We start from the raw sequence: 18654 nt of genomic DNA, 5'->3' as shown, positions 1-18654 counted from the left end.
TAAACGCATTAAAATGCAGATAGATCACGATTAGCCGTTTTAGAATGCAAAATAATGCAGATACAGGGGGGCGCGCAGACATCATTCTGTAAAAACCCTCCGCTATACAAGACGGCCCGCTTATAACAAAAAGGCCGTCTCACATGCCCTTCTCCCCCCAGCGCCTGGCACTCAGCATCGCGTTGTTGATCAGCACTGGCGCCCACGCCGCACCCTTCAAGAATGTGCAGATCGACACGCCGACCACCGCTGCGCAAACCCTCGGCGGCGCAGACACGCTGACGATTTTAGCGCCGGGCAGCATCACCAACGCTGGCAAGGCAGTGAGCCTGAAAGACAGCACCAGCGGCGTGGGTGTGGTGATCGATAACTCGGGCAGGATCATCTCGACCGGCGGCCGGGCGATCGACAGCAGCGGTGACCTGACCCAGGCACGCAACTACAGCATTTATAACCGCGCGGGTGGGCAGATTCTCGGTTTCAACGACGCGTTGCGCATCGACAGCAACTTCGCCAGCGGCAGCTTGCTGATCGACAACAGCGGCATTATCCGCTCGACCACCGGCCAAGGGCTGGACCTGGATGCGCTGCGCAGTGCCGGGGTCAAAACGACGATCATCAACCGCGCAGGCGGGTTGATTCGCGGGGACGCCAGCGATGGCATGAAGACCGGCGCCAACGCGATAATCACCAACTATGGCGAGATCTCTACCGGCGACGCTCGAATCGCTGACAACAAATTCGACGGTATCGACATCGACACCGCGACCGGCGTGACGGTGACCAACTACGGCAGCATTTCCGGTGGCCGCCATGGCATCACCACTGACCTGGGCGCGACACTCACCAACTACGGTCAAATCACCGGCCGCAATGGCTCGGGCTTCGGCTCCGATGGCGACGGCACCGTCATCAACCACGGCACGATTACCGGTGCTTATTCGGGCCTGCAACCCAATGGCGACGGTGATGGCGTGGACATCGACAAGCTCGCCCACATCGAAAACTACGGCACCATTCAAGGTGTCGGTGCCGGCGGTGTCGACAAGGGGGGGTTCGCCAACGGCAGCGAAGGCATCGCGTTGGGTGGCGGCTATGTGTTGAACGCCAGCGGGGCGCTGATCAGCGGCGCCAACAGCGCCATTTTGGTGGACGACGGCAGCGGCGGTTCGGGCGTGGCCGCGACCACGCTGGAAAACTTCGGCACCATTCAGGGCCTCGACGGATTCGGCGTGAAGTTCGTCGGCGGGTTCGATGACAGCGTGATCAACGGCGGCACGATCAGCGGCAGCAATGGCCTGGCGCTGGACTTGGGCGGCGGCAACGACAACCTGACAGTGCGCAATGGCAGCCGCTTCGTCGGCATGGTCGACGGCGGCAGCGGTGACGACCGCGTGGTGATGGACGACGCGGCGGGCGGACATTTCGGTGCGAGTCGCAACTTCGAATGGCTGGAGGTCAGGCACGGGGCCTGGACGCTGACCGGCAGCGGTGATTTCAGCGACGGCGGCGCGGTGCGCAATGGTGCAACGCTGATCAACCAAGGCGGCATCGCTGGCACTTTGACCGTCGATGCGGGCGGTGTATATGCCGGTGGTGGTTCGGTCGGCAACTTGCTGGTCAACGGGACGTTACGGACCAACACTCAACTCGGCACAGCAACCATCACCCACGACTTGACCATGGGCAGCGGCGCGACCCTGGCCTACGGCGTCAATGCCGATGGCAGCAGCGCGCCGATCCAGGTCGGCGGCTTAGCCAACCTGAACGGCTCAACCCTGGCGGTGAACCCTGGCAGCGGCACTTATCCGTGGCAGAGCCACTACACCGTCCTGCAAGCCGCGAACATCAACGGCACCTTCGGCAAGGTCACCAGCGACTACGCGTTCATCACGCCGACCCTCGCTTACACCCCGACACAAGTCGACCTGACCTACACGCGCAACGATGTCGCCTTCAACCAGTTCGCCGTCACGGGTAACGGCAGCAACGCCGCCAACAGCCTGGCCTCGATGGGCAAAAATAACGCGCTCTACAACGCACTGCTGAACACCACCAGCGCCACGGCCGGCGCGGCGATCGAGCAACTCGCCGGCGCCAGCAACGCCAACCTGACCAGCGCCACCCTCAGCGCCAGCAGCCAGATCGGCAGCAGCATGCTGTCGGCGATGCAGCAAATGGGCGGTGGGCCAGGATTGCTGGTCGGCCTGGATCAGCGCGACACCCCAGTACTCGCCGCCGCTGGCGTTCCCTCTGAAGCCCGCAACCTCAATGACCCGAACGCCCAAGGCCGACTATGGCTGCAAGCCATCGGCGGCTACGGCAAGCTCGATGGCGAGCATGGCAGCAGCGGCCTGGAGCAGCGCACCAAAGGCAGCGTGCTCGGGGCCGACTGGGCGCTCAATCCACAATGGCGATTGGGTGTTCTGGGCGGTTATTCGAAAACAGATCTGGATGCCACGGGAGTCGATGGCAGTGTCGAGAGCTGGCACGCCGGCGTCTATGCCTTGCGCCAAAGCGGTCCCTTCGCTTTGCGCCTCGGCGCCGCGTACAGCGGTCATCAGGGTGAAAGCAAACGCACGGTGGCCTTCAACGGCTTCAGCGACCGCCCAAAAGGCGATTACGACGCCGACAGCCAGCAGGCCTTCGCCGAACTGGGCTACGCAATGGGCAGCGGTCGACTCAGTGCCGAGCCGTTTGCCAACCTCGGCTACCAGCGTTATCACCGCGACCGCTACCAGGAAAAAGGCGGCGCCGCCGCACTTCAAGTCGACAAACAAACCCAGGACAACTTCAGCAGCACCTTCGGCCTGCGCCTGGCGCACCTGAGTTCGCTGGAGAACGGCATGAGCCTGACGCCCCGTATGACCGCAGGCTGGAAGCACACCTATGGCGATGTCAGTAACTCGACGCGTCAGGCTTTTGTGGTCGGGGGAACGGCGTTCAGCGTTGATGGCAGTTCACTGGACCGTGACAGTCTGGTGCTGGAAGCCGGGCTGGACCTGGGCATTTCGGCGCGGCATTCGGTGGGGATTGGGTACAGCGGAGAGATGGGGAGCAACAGCCGCAATCATGGGGTGATTGGGCAGTGGCAGATGAGTTTCTGATCCGTAAAAAACAGACCAGTCCGGAAAGGTTGTAGGCAAATACTCCGCCGTGTGAAGGCCAATGCACACGTAATCTGCGGAGTAGGATTTTTGCTACAACCGAATTTCCATGGCCCTTCAAAAATGCCGGAAACGCCCGGCATTCAAGGACCAGCGCTCCCTCCTAGAGTTTGACCTTCTCAAAAACAAGGTCAAATTCAATGCCCACGCCGTCCACTTATCGCCCGCATCGACTCGCCCTGGCGATCGCCCTCTCCCTTGGCTGCATCGATGTATCGATGGCTCAGCAACCAGAGATTGATGCGGCTGTCGAAGCGCCCGACAAAAAAGCTCGAACAACCGCTTGGCGAAAAAGTGATGATCTTTTGGCGATCAGGAACTTCATTGGTCCGATGCAGCATGCCGTCAAACCCGCTTCACTAAAGCCCCAAGAACCGGTAATTCAGCCGCCAACTGATTCGGCTGCCCCGGAACCTGTAGATCTCGCAGCGCACCTTTACGACTTTCCCGAAACTGCCGACGATTCGCTCCCACCGCCATCGCCCGCAACACTGGAAGGCGAACCCGGCCCGGTTTCGGCTGAGGTGCCAGCGAATCCTGCTCCACCTGTAGCCGCTACCACGGAACCCATCGATCCAGCAGAGCCTCTTTACGAGTTACCCGGGAACAATGATGTCCCGCTCGAAACGGTAGATAACGATTTACCGATGACGTTCGACGAATTCTCAAATGCCGATGGCGTCAAGCGCACCACTGCAGCAGGGCGGTACGAAAGCATCGACGGCGTCTCACTGACACTGGGGATGGGAGATGACCTTCTTATCATCGGTAGCGGTGTCAGCTTTGCAGGAGAAATTCAGGGCGGTGGTGGGAAAAACGCACTACTGCTCGACTCCCCCGAGGGCGGCGTACTCGACAAAACCAGTAACTTTTCCGGGTTGCGAGTCGCGCAAGGCGCTTGGTCTTTGACGGGTAAAGACGACTTCGACCGCGGAGCCGAGGTATTGGACGGCGCAACGCTGTTCAACATGGGCAGCATCGCGGGTGATGCCATTGTTCGCGAAGGGGGGCGCTACGGTGGCCAAGGTGAAGTACGCAATCTTTATGTAGACGGTACATTGCAGGTCAGCGAGCGGCTTGGCGCTCCACGCATCAAAGGAGACCTGATATTCACAGAGGGTGCCACGCTCTCCTACGGCGTAACGGCTACCGGCAAGCCTCCCACCATCATCGTCGAAGGTATTGCAGCGCTTGAAAATGCCTCACTGGAGGTTGCTGCACTGCCGGGCAACTATCCCGACAGCAGTGATTACACAGTGCTGAAAGCCGGCCTGGTGGAAGGCAAATTCGGTAGCGTCACGAGCAATCTGGCGTACATGACGCCGAAGCTGTCTTACTCCAAGACTGATGTGGTGCTCAACTACGCTCGCAATGAAGTACCGATAGAGGATTTCGCCGCAGACGACAATGCTCGAGCGTTTGGCCAAAGCGTGGCCGAGCCGACGGCTAAAACAAGCGCGTCCAATGCGGCCGTCACCGCCCTGCTCACCACCGACAAATCCACTGCCACCTACGCTCTTGAGCAACTGGCCGGTGACAGCAATGCCAACCTCGCCAAGGCAACCCTCAACAGCGACAGCCCTGTCAGCGCCTCCTTGCTCTCGACCATGCGCCAACTGGACCGCGCCAGCGCGTACAACCCACGCGGCAACCGTTCCAACTCGCCACGACTCGCCGCCGGCAGCCCGGAAAACGGCAGGGTCTGGCTGCAAGCCTTGGGACACGGTGGAACGCTGGATCGCGACCACTACGCTCTGCAAACGTCGACCAAAGGCCTCGTTCTGGGCGCAGATTGGGGTGTCGATGAGGAATGGCGTGTCGGTGTGATGGGCGGCAAGTCTGAGACTCGCCTGGACAGCCGCGAACTAGACGGCGATCTCGACAGCTGGCACTTGGGCGCCTATGCCCTGCGCCAGAGCGGCCCCATGTCGCTGCGTCTGGGCGCGACCTACAGCAATCACGACGCCAGCACTAAACGTCGGGTTGCCTTCAACGGTTTCAGCGACCGCCCCGAAGGCCGTTATGCTGCCAGCACCCAGCAGGCCTTCGCGGAAGTGGGTTACAACCTGGGTCGAGCCAATGTCAGCATCGAACCCTTTGCCAGCCTTGGCTACCAACGCTATCAGCGCGACGGTTACACGGAAAAAGGTGGCGCGGCAGCGTTGAAAGTCCACGGCCAGACCCAGAACAACCTCAACAGCACGTTCGGCCTGCGACTGGCGAAGATCAACACCCTGGATAACGGCATGCAACTGACCCCGAGGTTCAGTGCCGGCTGGAAACACACCTACGGGGATATCGACATCGACACCCGTCAGCGACTGGCAACGGGCGGAAAGAACTTCACCGTTTCCGGTGCGCCGCTGGACCGTGACAGCTTGCTGGTTGATACAGGTCTGGACCTTGGCTTGTCAGCGAAACATACGTTGGGGGTCGGCCTTAACGGCGAGATCGGCACTGACAGCCGCAATCACGGCGTAATGGGCCAGTGGCGGATGGCGTTCTGATCAACCATTGATTCACCCAGTCCCAGTGGGAGCGAGCTGGCTCGCTCCCACATGTTCAAACGCGAAACTGCGGGCAAAAAAAAGGGGAGCACATGCCCCCCCGAGGTTTAAAACGGTGTATCGAGGCTGTTATCTCAGCCTTCGATCTCGATCAGGATTTCGCCCGGGTTCACCCGGTCGCCCTTCGCCACATGGATGGCGGTGACTTTACCGGCGATGGCCGCCTGGACTTCGGTTTCCATCTTCATCGCTTCGGTGATCAGCACGGCCTGGCCGGCTTTCACGGTATCGCCTTCCTTGACCAGCACGTCGACGATGTTGCCCGGCATGGTGGTGCTGACGTGGCCCGGAGCTGTGGCTTGCTTGCGCTTGCTGTTGCCGCCGCTGACGAATTCGTTGAGCGGTTCGAACACCACTTCTTCCGGCATGCCGTCGATCGACAGATAGAAGTGACGCTTGCCTTCAGCCTTGACGCCAACACCGGTAATGTCGACGCGGTAGGTTTCGCCGTGGACGTCGATGACGAACTCGGTCGGCACGCCTTCACCACCGGCCGAGGTCACACCGCCGGCTTCAGGAATCGGCAGCAGCACTTCTGGCGTCAGGGTGCCGGCCGCGCGTTCTTCGAGGAATTTGCGGCCGATGTCCGGGAACATGGCGTAAGTCAGCACGTCTTCTTCAGACTTGGCCACGGCACCGATCTCGGCACGCAGCTTGGTCATTTCCGGCTTCAGCAAATCGGCCGGACGCACGTCGATCACGTCTTCGCTACCAATCGCCTGACGACGCAGTTTCTCGTTCACAGTGCCCGGCGCCTTGCCGTAGCCGCCTTGCAGGTAGAGCTTCACTTCGTTGGTGATGGTCTTGTAGCGCTCGCCGGCCAGCACGTTGAAGAACGCCTGGGTGCCAACGATTTGCGAGGTCGGGGTCACCAGCGGCGGGAAACCAAGGTCTTCACGAACTCGCGGGATTTCGGCCAGCACCTCGGCCATGCGGTTCAGGGCCCCCTGCTCTTTCAGCTGGTTGGCCAGGTTGGAGATCATCCCGCCCGGTACCTGGTTGACTTGCACACGGGTATCGACTGCGGTGAACTCGCTTTCGAACTGGTGGTATTTCTTGCGCACGGCGTAGAAATACAGACCGATCTCTTGCAGCAGCTCCAGGTTCAAACCGGTGTCGAACTCGCTGCCTTTAAGGGCGGCGACCATCGACTCGGTGCCTGGGTGGCTGGTGCCCGAAGCGAAGCTGGAGATCGCGGTGTCGATGTGGTCGGCACCGTTTTCGATGGCCTTGAGTTGGCACATCGTGGCCAGGCCAGCGGTGTCGTGGGAGTGGATGAACACCGGCAGCGATTGCTCGGATTTCAACGCCTTGACCAGTTCGCCGGTGGCGTATGGCGTCAGCAAACCGGCCATGTCCTTGATCGCCACCGAGTCGCAACCCATGGCTTCCATTTGCTTGGCTTGAGCCACGAACGCGTCAATGGTGTGCACCGGGCTGGTGGTGTACGCGATGGTGCCTTGGGCATGTTTGCCGGCCGCTTTTACGGCTTCGATGGCGACGCGCAGGTTACGCACATCGTTCATGGCATCGAAGATGCGGAATACGTCGATGCCGTTGACCGCGGCCTTGGCGACGAAAGCCCTGACCACATCGTCGCTGTAATGGCGGTAGCCCAGCAGGTTCTGGCCACGCAGGAGCATTTGCAGGCGCGTGTTAGGCAGCGCGGCGCGCAGTTGGCGCAGACGCTCCCACGGGTCTTCTTTGAGGAAGCGTACGCAAGCGTCGAAAGTCGCGCCGCCCCAGCATTCCAGCGACCAGTAGCCGACTTTGTCGAGCTTGTCGCAGATCGGCAGCATGTCTTCGGTGCGCATGCGGGTGGCGAGCAGCGATTGGTGGGCGTCGCGCAGGATGGTGTCGGTTACAAAGATCTTCTTGCTCATTCTTATATTCCTCACAGGCCTGCGTGGGCGGCGATGGCGGCGGCGATGGCCAGGGCCAGCTCTTCGGGTTTGCGCTTGATCGAGTAGTTGGTCAGTTCAGGGTGGCTATCAACGAAGCTGGTATTGAACTGGCCGCTACGGAATTCAGGGTTACGCAGGATTTCCTGGTAGTACGCGGCGGTGGTCTTGACCCCTTGCAGACGCATGTCGTCGAGGGCGCGCAAGCCACGGTCCATTGCTTCTTCCCAAGTCAGCGCCCACACCACCAGTTTCAGGCACATGGAGTCGTAGAACGGCGGAATGGTGTAGCCGGTGTAGATGGCCGTGTCGGTGCGCACGCCGGGGCCGCCGGGCGCGTAGTAACGGGTGATCTTGCCGAAGCTCGGCAGGAAGTTGTTTTTCGGGTCTTCGGCGTTGATCCGGAATTGCAGCGCGAAACCGCGGTGCTGGATGTCTTCCTGTTTCACCGACAGCGGCAGGCCGGACGCAATGCGGATCTGCTCACGGACGATGTCGATCCCGGTGATTTCTTCGGTGATGGTGTGTTCCACCTGCACCCGGGTGTTCATCTCCATGAAGTACACCTCGCCCTCGGCGAGCAGGAACTCCACGGTGCCAGCGTTCTCGTAGCCCACGGCCTTGGCTGCGCGCACAGACAGGTCGCCGATGTAGGCGCGCTGTTCCGGGGTCAGTTGCGGGCTTGGCGCGATTTCGATGAGCTTCTGGTTACGGCGCTGGATCGAGCAATCACGCTCGAACAGGTGCACCACGTTGCCAAAGCTGTCGCCGAGGATCTGTGCTTCGATGTGTTTCGGGTTGACGATGCATTTTTCCAGGAACACTTCCGCCGAACCGAAGGCCTTGGTGGCTTCGGAAATGACGCGCGGGAAGGCTTGTTCGAGTTCTTCACGGCTGTCGCAACGACGAATACCCCGGCCACCACCACCGGACGTGGCCTTGAGCATGACCGGATAACCGATGCGGTCACCTTCGACCAAGGCTTCGGCGATGTCCGCAACGTTGCCTTCGGTCCCCGGGGTGACGGGTACGCCTGCCTTGATCATGCTGCGACGGGCTTCGGTTTTGTCGCCCATGCGGCGAATCACTTCAGCCGATGGACCGATGAACTTGATGCCGCGCTCGGCGCAAATGTCCGCCAGCTCAGCGTTTTCCGACAGGAAACCATAGCCGGGATGCAAGGCATCACAACCGGTTTCGACCGCCAGATTCACCAGCTTGCGCGCATTCAGGTAACCGGCCAATGGCTCGGCACCGATGCTGTGGGCCTCATCCGCACGCTTCACATGCAAGGCATGGCGATCGGCGTCGGAATAGATCGCGACCGAGCGAATGCCCATCTCGGCGCAGGCACGCACGATTCGTACGGCAATCTCACCACGGTTGGCGATCAGGATCTTTTTTATCACTTGGAGGTTCCCTTGAGCCGGTGGTACCCACGACCTGCTAGACCAGGTCGACGCGTGACTAAATGTTTCGACTTAGTCGCAGCCCCACACTAGCCCCCACAAGGGATTAACAAAAATGATTAATAATTGGGTTAGCCATAAGTAAAGACTTATAGTTGATCCATCAGCTTGTGGCGAGAGTGCTTATAAAATGCGTAAGTCATTGATGCGTATGACATTGCGTCAATTGCAGATCTTCAATGAGGTCTGTGATTTGAGGTCGTACAGCCGGGCAGCCGATGAAATGTCCCTCACCCAACCGGCCGTCAGCTTGCAGATTCGTCAGCTTGAGGAGCTGATTGGTCAGCCTTTGTTCGATTACGTCGGCAAAAAACTCTACATGACGGAAGCCGCCGAAGCACTACAGCGTGCCAGTCGAGACATTTTCGGGCGCCTGGAAAACCTCGATATGCAGCTGTCGGACATGCAGGGATCGTTGCAGGGACAGCTGAAACTGGCGGTGGAATCCAGCGCAAAGTATTTCGTCCCGCACTTGTTTGCTGCGTTCAAGCGTCAGCATCCGGAGGTGAATCTGCAACTGACGGTGGTCAACCGAGGGCAGGTGATCCGTCGATTGTCTGATAACCGCGACGACCTGGTGATCATGTCCATGGTGCCGCAGGACATGGGGTTGGAGTTTCTGCCGTTCCTCAACAACCCGATCGTGGCCGTGGCGCCACCGGACCATCCGCTGTGTCACATGGGGCCGCTGCGCCTGCAAGACCTCGAGCCTTACACCCTGCTGCTGCGCGAGCCCGGCTCTGGAACGCGTATGGCGTGCGAAGAGTATTTCAAAGAGAAGCGCGTGCACTTCAACCAGACGCAGGAGGTCTCATCGGCCGAAGCCCAGCGTGAATGTGTGCTGGCGGGTCTGGGCGTCGCGCTGTTGACGCGCCACGCCCTGAACCTTGAGTTGGCGACCGGCGGATTGATCGAGTTACCGGTCGAAGAACTGCCGCTGTACCGCAGCTGGTGCCTGGTGCAGGCCAAGGCCAAACGGCTGTCGCCGGTGGCCCACGCATTCCTTGCGTTTATCCGCAGCGAACGGGTGCAGATCAGCGCCCTGGTTGAGCGTTTCGACGGGAAGTTGCGGGAGCTGCCTGCCAGTAGTTGAGTTCCAGATCAGAAAAATCGCCGATCTCGGCCAGCAACTGGCGGCGCTCGCAGCGATCTTCGATGGCGCGGCGAAATTCCATGCGGCGCTGGTCTTCTTGCTGGCGACGGGTTTTGACGGCGCTGTTGCGTTCTTCGTAGGGCTGGGCCATTTCGAGTCTCCCAAGGCGATTACGGGAGTTTCAAGATAGGCGCGAGGGATGACGGTTTGGCGGCGGGTGGGTTACAGAACGATGAAACTCGCAGACTGACCGCGAACCTGTGGCGAGGGAGCTTGCTCCCGCCCGGCTGCACAGCCGTCGTAATGAGCCTGATGCGATTGGTCAGAACATCGCTGTGAATGGTTTGGGGCCGCTCCGCAGCCCAGCGGTAGCAAGCTCCCTCGCCACAATTCCAGCCATTATCAGTCGTCGAGGGCTTTCACTGATTTGGGCGACAGCCGCAAGCTGCGCAGACTGCGTTTGACGCTCTTGAGGTGGTTGACCAGGCTCGGCCCGCGCGCCATGGCCACGCCCATCGCCAATACGTCGATCACCACCAGGTGAGCGATACGCGAGGTCAGCGGCGTGTAGATTTCAGTGTCTTCATGCACATCAATCGCCAGGTTGACGGTCGACAGCTCGGCCAACGGCGTCTGGCTCGGGCACAACGTGATCAACGAGGCGCCGCTCTCGCGCACCAGGTTAGCGGTGATCAACAAATCCTTGGAACGCCCGGACTGGGAAATACAGATCGCCACATCGGTCGGTTTCAAGGTGACCGCAGACATCGCCTGCATGTGCGGATCGGAATACGCCGCCGCAGTCAGCAGCAAACGGAAGAATTTGTGCTGGGCATCCGCCGCCACCGCGCCCGACGCGCCAAAGCCGTAGAACTCGACGCGTTGGGCCTGGGACATCAGCGACACAGCCCTCTGCAATTCCACCGGATCGAGCTTCTCGCGAACCTCCATCAAGGTGTGCAGGGTGGTGTCGAAGATTTTCAGGCTGTAGTCCGCGACCGAATCGTCTTCATGGATCGCAAACTGACCAAAACTCGCACCTGCCGCAAGGCTCTGCGCGAGCTTGAGTTTCAAGTCCTGGAAACCGGAACAACCGATGGCGCGGCAGAAGCGCACGATGGTCGGCTCACTGATGCCCACGCTATGGGCCAGGTCGGCCATGGAGCTGTGCATCACCGCCGCCGGATCAAGCAGCACGTGGTCGGCGACCTTGAGCTCCGACTTGCGTAAGAGGTGGCGTGACTGGGCGATGTGTTGCAGCAGATTCAAAGGTCTGGACTCTTTGTTATTGGCAGGGGCCGGAGATGTAGCAAGCTTGTAGTTATACTACATGAATCGGCTTTTTGCCTGCTCAATGCGTAACTCGATGTCCCCATTCCACGCCACATACGCTTGATGTAGCACTTACAAGGGTTTTGCGTCCTCACCTAAAAGCGCCGCCAGGTCATCGGCCTCGACTGGACGGCTGATCAGGTAACCCTGCACTTCATCGCAGCGCTCGGCTTTCAAGAATTCCAGCTGCTCTGCGCGCTCCACACCTTCAGCCACCACTTTCAGCGACAAGCCATGCGCCATGGCGATGATCGCCCGGGTGATCGCTGCGTCCTCGCTGCCCTGCCCCAGACCGCGGATAAACGCCTGATCGATCTTCACGTAATCCACGGGAATGCGCTTGAGATAACTCAGGGACGAATAGCCCGTGCCGAAATCGTCGATCGCCAGTTTCACGCCCAGATCCCGCAGCTGCTGGAACGTCGCGATGATGTGCTCGACGCTGTCCAGCAACTGGCTTTCGGTGAGTTCGAGCTCCAGGTAGTGCGGCGCCAGACCGGTTTCTTCCAGTACCTGCCGCACCAGGCTGACCAACTTGCCCTGGCGCAATTGATGCACCGACAAATTGACCGACACGCGAATCGGCTCAAGCCCCTGCCGTTGCCATTCGCAGGCCTGCCAACAGGCTTGGCGCAACACGAACTCGCCGATCGGACCGATCAGCCCGGTTTCCTCCGCCAGACCGATAAATTCAGCGGGTGGCACACGCCCCATGGTCGGATGATCCCAGCGCACCAACGCTTCGGCAGCGTTCAGGCGTCCGGTGGCGAGGCAAAGTTTCGGTTGGTAATAGACTTGCAGCTGCTTCTCTTCGATCGCTTTGCGCAGCTGATTTTCAAGCTGCAATCGCTCAAGGGTGCTGGCCTGCAAGCTCTCGGTGTAGAACTGGAAGTTGTTGCCGCCCAAGTGTTTGGCGTGCTGCATGGCAATGTTCGACTGGCTGACCAGCGCGGAAATTTCCCTGGCGGTGTCCGGCAACATGCTGATGCCCATCGAGGCGCTGACCACCAGTTCATGGCCATCGACGGTGATCGGCAAACGCAGTTTGGTCGACAACCGGGTCGCCACGCGCGCCAGGCTCGACAGGTTGCCGTAGGCATCGAATATCACCGCAAATTCGTCACCGGAAAGCCGCGCGATGGTGTCCGCCTCGGGCAATGCGTTGACCAGCCGCCGGGCCATTTTCTGCAGCAACTGGTCAGCGACTTCATGGCCAAGGCTGTCATTGAGCAGCTTGAAACGATCCAGGTTGATATGCAGCAGCGCCAGGCTGCGACGCCCGCCCTGACGCACTCGCTGATGCGCTTCGCGCAGCCGTTCACGGAACAGCGAACGGTTGGCCAGGCCCGTGAGTTCATCGTAATGGGTCAGATAGCGCATGCGCTCTTCGGATTCCCGTCGAGCGGACAGATCGGCGAAGAAGCCAACAATATGGCTCACCTTTCCCCGAGCATCCCGAACAGCGTTGAGTTGCAGCCACTGTGGATAGAGCTCGCCGTTTTTGCGGGTTTCCACCAGCTCGCCCTGCCACGTGCCGTGCTGTTCCAGCGCATGATGGATCGCGCCGTAGTGCCTGCGCGCATCGCGGCTGCACGGCAATTCGACGACGTTGCGCCCGATCATGTCGTCGATGTCGTAGCCGGTGACCCGGCTGAAAGCCTGATTGACCGCGATCAGCGCGTAATTGGGGTCGAAAATCACGATGCCTTCGCTGGCCGCCTCAAACACCGTCGCCGCCAGTTGGCGCTGTTCTTCCTGGCCCTTGCTCGCGCTGATGTCGCGGCGGGTGCCGACCATGCGGATCACCCGACCATTTTCGCTGCGCTCGACCGCTCGTCCACGGTCCTCGATCCAGACCCAGTGACCGTCGCCGTGCCGCACCCGGTATTCGATCTGGTAATCCTCGCTGCGGCCTTTCAAATGCTCGACCAGGGCACGACGCAGCGACGGCAAGTCTTCGGGGTGAAGGCGAGGCTTGAGGTGGCTGAGCATCGCGGTGACGAATTCCGGTTCCAGGCCGAACAACTCTTGAAGTTGGGTGTGATGGACTTCGTCAGTTTGCAGGTTCCAGTCCCACAGCCCGAGTTCACTGGCCTTCAACGCCAGCGCCAGTCGCGCTTCGCTCTTGCTCAGGGCCTGGTTGGCCGCGTCCAGTTCGAGGCTGCGCTGGGCGACCCGGTTTTCCAGCTCGACCTGGGCTTCGCGCAACTTGTCTTCGGCGCACCGGCGATGATCAATCTCTTTGGCCAACTCGTGATTGAGCTGGTCGCCGCAGCTCTGCGCCTGCTGCAGATGCTCGATCAGGGCCTGATTCTGAAAGCGCCGTAGCAAGCCGCTGTCGATCAACCTGTTGACCTGCCAGGCCACCACACTCAACGCGCCCAATAAAATCAGCCCGAACCAGCCCCAACCCTGGCCTTGTTCATCTCCCCCCCAGAAGAGATAGGCGATGGCCGGCAACAGGCAAGGCAAGGTAAAGGACAGGAATGCCGGCAGGCTGACCGCATACGCAACGCTGGCCGACAGGGCGGCGGCGCCGATCAGGCCGAATACCCAGGCTTGCTGCATGAAATTATCAGCGGGAACCAGAGCGATGCCGGCACCGGCCAGGGTCAGGCCTGTCATGGCGGAGCCCAGCAGGAACATGCGACGCCAGACCGGATGGGCCTGGCGATTGGGAATGGCCGAATCGAAGGCCGCGACTTGAATCACCCGCAGGGCCACCAGCGATAGAAGCCAGATCAGCCAGACGCTGACGATGAAGTAGCGCTGCGGACTCCAGAGCAGTGCGGCACAGACCAGCCCGTTGATCAGCATGAACAGCGTAGGCAGCAGCGAGCCCTGGTAGAGCAGGCGCGTGCGCTCGACCGCCATTTCCATGGCGTACTGTTTGCGGATAACCCGGGGCTCCACAGAAGGGCCCGACAGGTCGGAGCTGAGGGTCATAGGCAATGTTCTTGTTCTTATAATGGTGAGCATGAGCCCGAAACGTGGACGGAGCATACACAAGCCGATGCCCTTACCAAACTGCCCCGGATCATAAAATCGACAAAATTTCAGCCCCCCGCCGCCGCCTCAAAACCCTTGGAGCGAGCCCCGCCAACGCTTGCAGCCAGTGACTGACCGGTCGTCATTCGTGCTTCTTTCATCGGCTAATGCAAAGCTCGGTTTGCCCGGTGTGACGGCGCACCCTAGAATGCCCCGATGCGCGATGATCTCTCCCTTCTGCTGAACTCCCTCAACGATGCCCAACGCCAGGCCGTAGCTGCCTCCGTGGGTCGTCAGTTGGTCCTGGCCGGTGCTGGTTCCGGTAAAACCCGAGTGCTAGTGCACCGTATCGCCTGGTTGATCCAGGTCGAAAACGCCTCGCCCCACTCGATCCTGTCGGTGACCTTCACCAATAAGGCCGCTGCCGAGATGCGTCATCGCATCGAGCAGCTGATGGGTATCAACCCGGCCGGCATGTGGGTCGGCACCTTCCACGGCCTGGCGCACCGCTTGCTGCGGGCGCACTGGCAGGAAGCCGGCCTGAGCCAGACCTTCCAGATTCTCGACAGCGACGACCAGCAACGGCTGGTCAAGCGGGTGATCCGCGAGCTGGGGCTGGACGAGCAACGCTGGCCGGCCCGCCAGGCTCAGTGGTTTATCAACGGGCAGAAAGACGAAGGTCTGCGCCCACAACACATTCAAGCCAGCGGCGACCTGTTCCTGGCGACCATGCGCAGCATTTATGAGGCCTACGAGGCCGCTTGCCTGCGCGCCGGTGTTATCGACTTCTCCGAATTGCTGCTGCGTGCCCTCGACCTGTGGCGCGATCACCCGGGCCTGCTGGCCCATTACCAGAAGCGCTTCCGGCACATTCTGGTGGACGAGTTCCAGGACACCAACGCCGTTCAGTACGCCTGGTTGCGTCTGCTGGCCAAGGGCGGCGACAGTTTGATGGTGGTGGGCGACGACGATCAGTCGATCTACGGCTGGCGTGGCGCGAAAATCGAGAACATTTATCAGTATTCCGACGATTTCCCGGATGCCGAGACCATTCGTCTGGAGCAAAACTACCGCTCCACCGCCGGGATTCTCAAGGCTGCCAACGCCCTGATCGCCAACAACACCGGGCGCATGGGTAAAGAACTGTGGACCGATGGCGGCGAAGGCGAAGCGATCAATCTGTACGCCGCGTTCAACGAGCACGATGAAGCACGCTACGTGGTGGAAACCATCGAAAGTGCGCTGAAAACCGGCTTGGCCCGTAGCGATATCGCGATTTTGTACCGCTCCAACGCCCAATCGCGCGTTTTGGAAGAAGCGTTACTGCGCGAGCGCATTCCGTACCGCATCTATGGTGGGCAGCGCTTCTTCGAGCGCGCCGAAATCAAGAACGCCATGGCCTACCTGCGTTTGCTGGAAGGTCGCGGCAACGATGCGGCGCTGGAGCGGGTCATCAACGTTCCGGCCCGTGGCATCGGCGAGAAAACCGTTGAAGCGATTCGCGACCATGCGCGCCACAGTGACGTATCGATGTGGGAAGCCATGCGCTTGCTGGTCGCCAATAAAGGCCTGACCGGGCGTGCCGCTGGCGCGCTCGGCGCATTTATCGAGCTGATCGAGAACCTTGCCGCCAAGTGCATGGAAATGCCGCTGCACCTGATGACCCAGACGGTTATCGAACAGTCGGGGCTAATTGCCTACCACGAAGCGGAAAAAGGCGAGAAAGGCCAGGCCCGGGTAGAGAACCTTGAGGAACTGGTCAGCGCCGCGCGCAACTTCGAAAACGCTGAAGAAGATGAAGACCTGACGCCATTGGCGGCGTTCCTGGGCCACGCGTCGCTGGAGGCCGGTGATACCCAGGCCGACGAGCACGAAGACAGCATTCAGCTGATGACCTTGCACAGCGCCAAGGGCCTGGAATTCCCTTACGTGTTCCTCGTGGGCATGGAAGAAGGCCTTTTCCCGCACAAGATGAGCCTGGAAGAGCCGGGGCGTCTTGAAGAGGAGCGCCGTCTGGCTTACGTCGGCATTACGCGGGCGATGCAGAACCTGGTGATGACCTACGCGGAAACCCGACGCCTGTACGGTAGCGAGACCTACAACAAGGTGTCGCGTTTCGTGCGTGAAGTGCCAAAAGGCCTGATCCAGGAGGTGCGGCTGTCCAACAGCGTCAGCCGTCCGTTCGGCGGTGGTCAGCAACAGAGCTCCAGCAGCCTGTTTGGCGGCAGCGAGATTCCGGACACCGGGTTCAGCCTCGGTCAGGCCGTGCGGCATTCTGTGTTTGGCGACGGCGTGATCCTCAACTTTGAGGGCGCCGGTGCTCAGGCCCGGGTGCAGGTGAACTTCAGCGAAGGCAGCAAGTGGCTGATGCTCGGTTACGCCAAGCTGGAAGCTATTTAGGCGCCCATGATCGTTCCCACGCTCGGCGTGGGAATGCATCCCGTGACGCTCCGCATCACAGTGGACGCAGAGCGTTCATGGCGGCATTACCACCCAGAGCGTGGGAACGATCTATCTGCGCCGCGCCCGCTACGGGCATTCCTACAGAACTTATCTCCTCGTCCTACAGACCAAAGTTAACAGGCCCGATTGCGCTGACCGAAGCTGAACGCAACCTGTCAGGCAAAAGCCCGAAACACTCTGCCGCTAGCCAGTAACACTTCAGCTGTGCAACATGGCGCGCGTGCCATCCACAAATGGGAATTCCCTTTATGAAACGTTTTCTTAGCATCGCCATGGCGTTGTGCATCGGCCTGACGATGAGCCTCGACGCCAACGCCAAGCGCTTTGGTGGCGGCAAGAGCTCCGGCGCTGCGCCGACTCACCAGACCAGCCAAATGGCTCCTTCTTCTGCCGCCGGTGGTGCTGCCGCCACTGCGGGCGCGGCCGGTGCCGCAGGCGCTGCCGCCAAGGCTGGCGGAGCTTCGCGCTGGCTCGGCCCTCTAGCCGGCATCGCTGCCGGTGGCCTGCTGGCCTCCATGTTCATGGGCGACGGCTTCCAGGGCATGCAGATCTTCGACATCCTGATCATGGCTGTCATTGCGTTCCTGATCTTCCGCTTCATCGCCGCTCGTCGTCGCAAGCAACAGGAGCATCTGGCTCCAGCTGGCGCGCCGATGCAACGTGAAGTGTTCGAGCAGAAGCCAGCCGGCATGGGTTCGATCTTCGGCGGCTCGGCGGCACCTGCTGCCGCTCGTCCGGTAATCAACGCGCCAGCCTGGTTCAATGAACAGAACTTCATTGAAGCGGCCCGCAACCACTTCCAGTCCCTGCAGCAACACTGGGACTCCAACGAAATGGACAAGATCGCCGAGTTCGTGACCCCGCAATTGCTGGAGTTCCTGAAGCGTGAACGTGCCGACCTCGGCGAAGGTTTCCAGTCCACCTACATTGATAACCTCAATGTTCAACTGGACGGCGTGGATGATCGTGCCGACAAGACCATCGCCACCCTGACCTTTACCGGTGTGTCGAAGACTTCGCGTTTCGACCAGGGCGAAGTGTTCAGCGAAAGCTGGAACATGGAACGTCCGCAGGGCGAAAACCAGCCTTGGCTGGTGGCCGGTATCCGCCAGAACGGCTGATCCCCTCCGCGTTACGCATGCTGTAATAGAAACCCCGGCCTCGGCCGGGGTTTTCTATTTCGCAGTTGCATCTGTAGCGAGCTACTGTATAAACCGCCCCAACTAAACCGCGCCATCAAGCAAGAGGATCCCGGACGTGGAAGAAATCATCGAACAACTGCGTGAAGCCAACGAACCGGTACCGGTCCCCTTGGAGTTGCCTGACGAAGACCAGATCGTGGAAATCGAGGAACAACTGTTCATCGACATTCCCTTCGTCTTCAGAGAGTTTTTGCTGACTGTCAGCGACGTTGTCTACGGCAGCCTGGAGCCGGTGACCGTCACAGACCCGCAATCCCACACCTACCTGCCAGACGTTGCTGCCAACGCCTGGGATGCGGGTGTTGATCGCAGCATGATCCCGATTTGCCAGGACGGCGACAATTACTACTTGGTCGAAGAAGACGGCACCGTGGTGCTGTGGTTGGCCGAAGAAGAGCTGGTCGCCGAAGAAACCTGGGAATCGGTGTGGCACTGGGCGCGGGACGTCTGGCTGGAAAGCTGAGTCGTCTGA

The 18654-nt window shown here is 60.3% G+C and carries 11 protein-coding genes; 6 read left to right on the top strand and 5 right to left on the bottom strand.

Features of this window, described 5'->3' with window-relative positions:
- Positions 1–143 precede the first annotated feature (143 nt).
- Both AB4N91_RS27255 and AB4N91_RS27250 read left to right on the top strand, forming a co-directional pair.
- The gene (locus AB4N91_RS27255) at positions 144–3107 is read left to right on the top strand and encodes an autotransporter outer membrane beta-barrel domain-containing protein (protein WP_460111933.1); all 2964 of its coding nucleotides are present in this window, start codon (positions 144–146) and stop codon (positions 3105–3107) included.
- Between the two features lie 200 nt (positions 3108–3307).
- Positions 3308–5674, top strand: coding sequence for an autotransporter outer membrane beta-barrel domain-containing protein (locus AB4N91_RS27250; protein ID WP_460111932.1), 2367 nt, complete (start codon positions 3308–3310; stop codon positions 5672–5674).
- 134 nt (positions 5675–5808) lie between these two features.
- Here the strand turns inward: AB4N91_RS27250 and oadA are convergent, their stop codons facing one another.
- Positions 5809–7617, bottom strand: coding sequence for a sodium-extruding oxaloacetate decarboxylase subunit alpha (gene oadA, locus AB4N91_RS27245; protein ID WP_010465372.1), 1809 nt, complete (start codon positions 7615–7617; stop codon positions 5809–5811).
- Between the two features lie 11 nt (positions 7618–7628).
- Positions 7629–9044: an acetyl-CoA carboxylase biotin carboxylase subunit gene (locus AB4N91_RS27240; RefSeq protein ID WP_010465373.1), complete on the bottom strand. Its 1416-nt coding sequence runs from the start codon at positions 9042–9044 to the stop codon at positions 7629–7631.
- A 190-nt stretch (positions 9045–9234) separates the two neighbouring features.
- Between AB4N91_RS27240 and AB4N91_RS27235 the strand changes: the two genes are divergently transcribed.
- The gene (locus AB4N91_RS27235) at positions 9235–10197 is read left to right on the top strand and encodes a LysR family transcriptional regulator (RefSeq protein WP_010465374.1); all 963 of its coding nucleotides are present in this window, start codon (positions 9235–9237) and stop codon (positions 10195–10197) included.
- On the opposite strand, the gene AB4N91_RS27230 is transcribed toward AB4N91_RS27235, so the two are convergent.
- The 3 genes from AB4N91_RS27230 to AB4N91_RS27220 all read right to left on the bottom strand — a co-directional run bounded on the left by AB4N91_RS27230 (position 10139) and on the right by AB4N91_RS27220 (position 14475).
- Positions 10139–10348 carry a PA3496 family putative envelope integrity protein gene (locus AB4N91_RS27230; RefSeq protein ID WP_010465375.1) on the bottom strand — a complete coding sequence of 70 codons (210 nt, stop codon included), beginning with the start codon at positions 10346–10348 and terminating at the stop codon, positions 10139–10141. The two genes, AB4N91_RS27235 and AB4N91_RS27230, sit on opposite strands and share 59 nt — an antisense overlap.
- A 251-nt stretch (positions 10349–10599) precedes the next feature.
- The gene (gene hexR / locus AB4N91_RS27225) at positions 10600–11466 is read right to left on the bottom strand and encodes a transcriptional regulator HexR (protein WP_008027445.1); all 867 of its coding nucleotides are present in this window, start codon (positions 11464–11466) and stop codon (positions 10600–10602) included.
- A gap of 135 nt (positions 11467–11601) precedes the next feature.
- Positions 11602–14475, bottom strand: a complete 2874-nt coding sequence (locus AB4N91_RS27220; protein WP_010465376.1) for an EAL domain-containing protein — start codon at positions 14473–14475, stop codon at positions 11602–11604.
- 258 nt (positions 14476–14733) lie between these two features.
- Between AB4N91_RS27220 and uvrD the strand changes: the two genes are divergently transcribed.
- The 3 genes from uvrD (at position 14734) to AB4N91_RS27205 (ending at position 18645) form a co-directional block, all read left to right on the top strand.
- The gene (gene uvrD / locus AB4N91_RS27215; RefSeq protein ID WP_010465377.1) at positions 14734–16917 is read left to right on the top strand and encodes a DNA helicase II; all 2184 of its coding nucleotides are present in this window, start codon (positions 14734–14736) and stop codon (positions 16915–16917) included.
- Positions 16918–17228: 311 nt separating this feature from the next.
- Positions 17229–18101, top strand: coding sequence for a Tim44 domain-containing protein (locus tag AB4N91_RS27210; protein WP_010465378.1), 873 nt, complete (start codon positions 17229–17231; stop codon positions 18099–18101).
- A gap of 136 nt (positions 18102–18237) precedes the next feature.
- On the top strand, positions 18238–18645 hold the full coding sequence (locus AB4N91_RS27205) for an SMI1/KNR4 family protein (RefSeq protein ID WP_010465379.1): 408 nt from the start codon (positions 18238–18240) through the stop codon (positions 18643–18645).
- Positions 18646–18654 lie beyond the last annotated feature (9 nt).

The organism is Pseudomonas sp. H3_D04, from assembly GCF_054669175.1.
The sequence above is the reverse complement of the archived record's forward strand: the minus strand, read 5'-3'. Positions and strand labels throughout refer to the sequence as shown.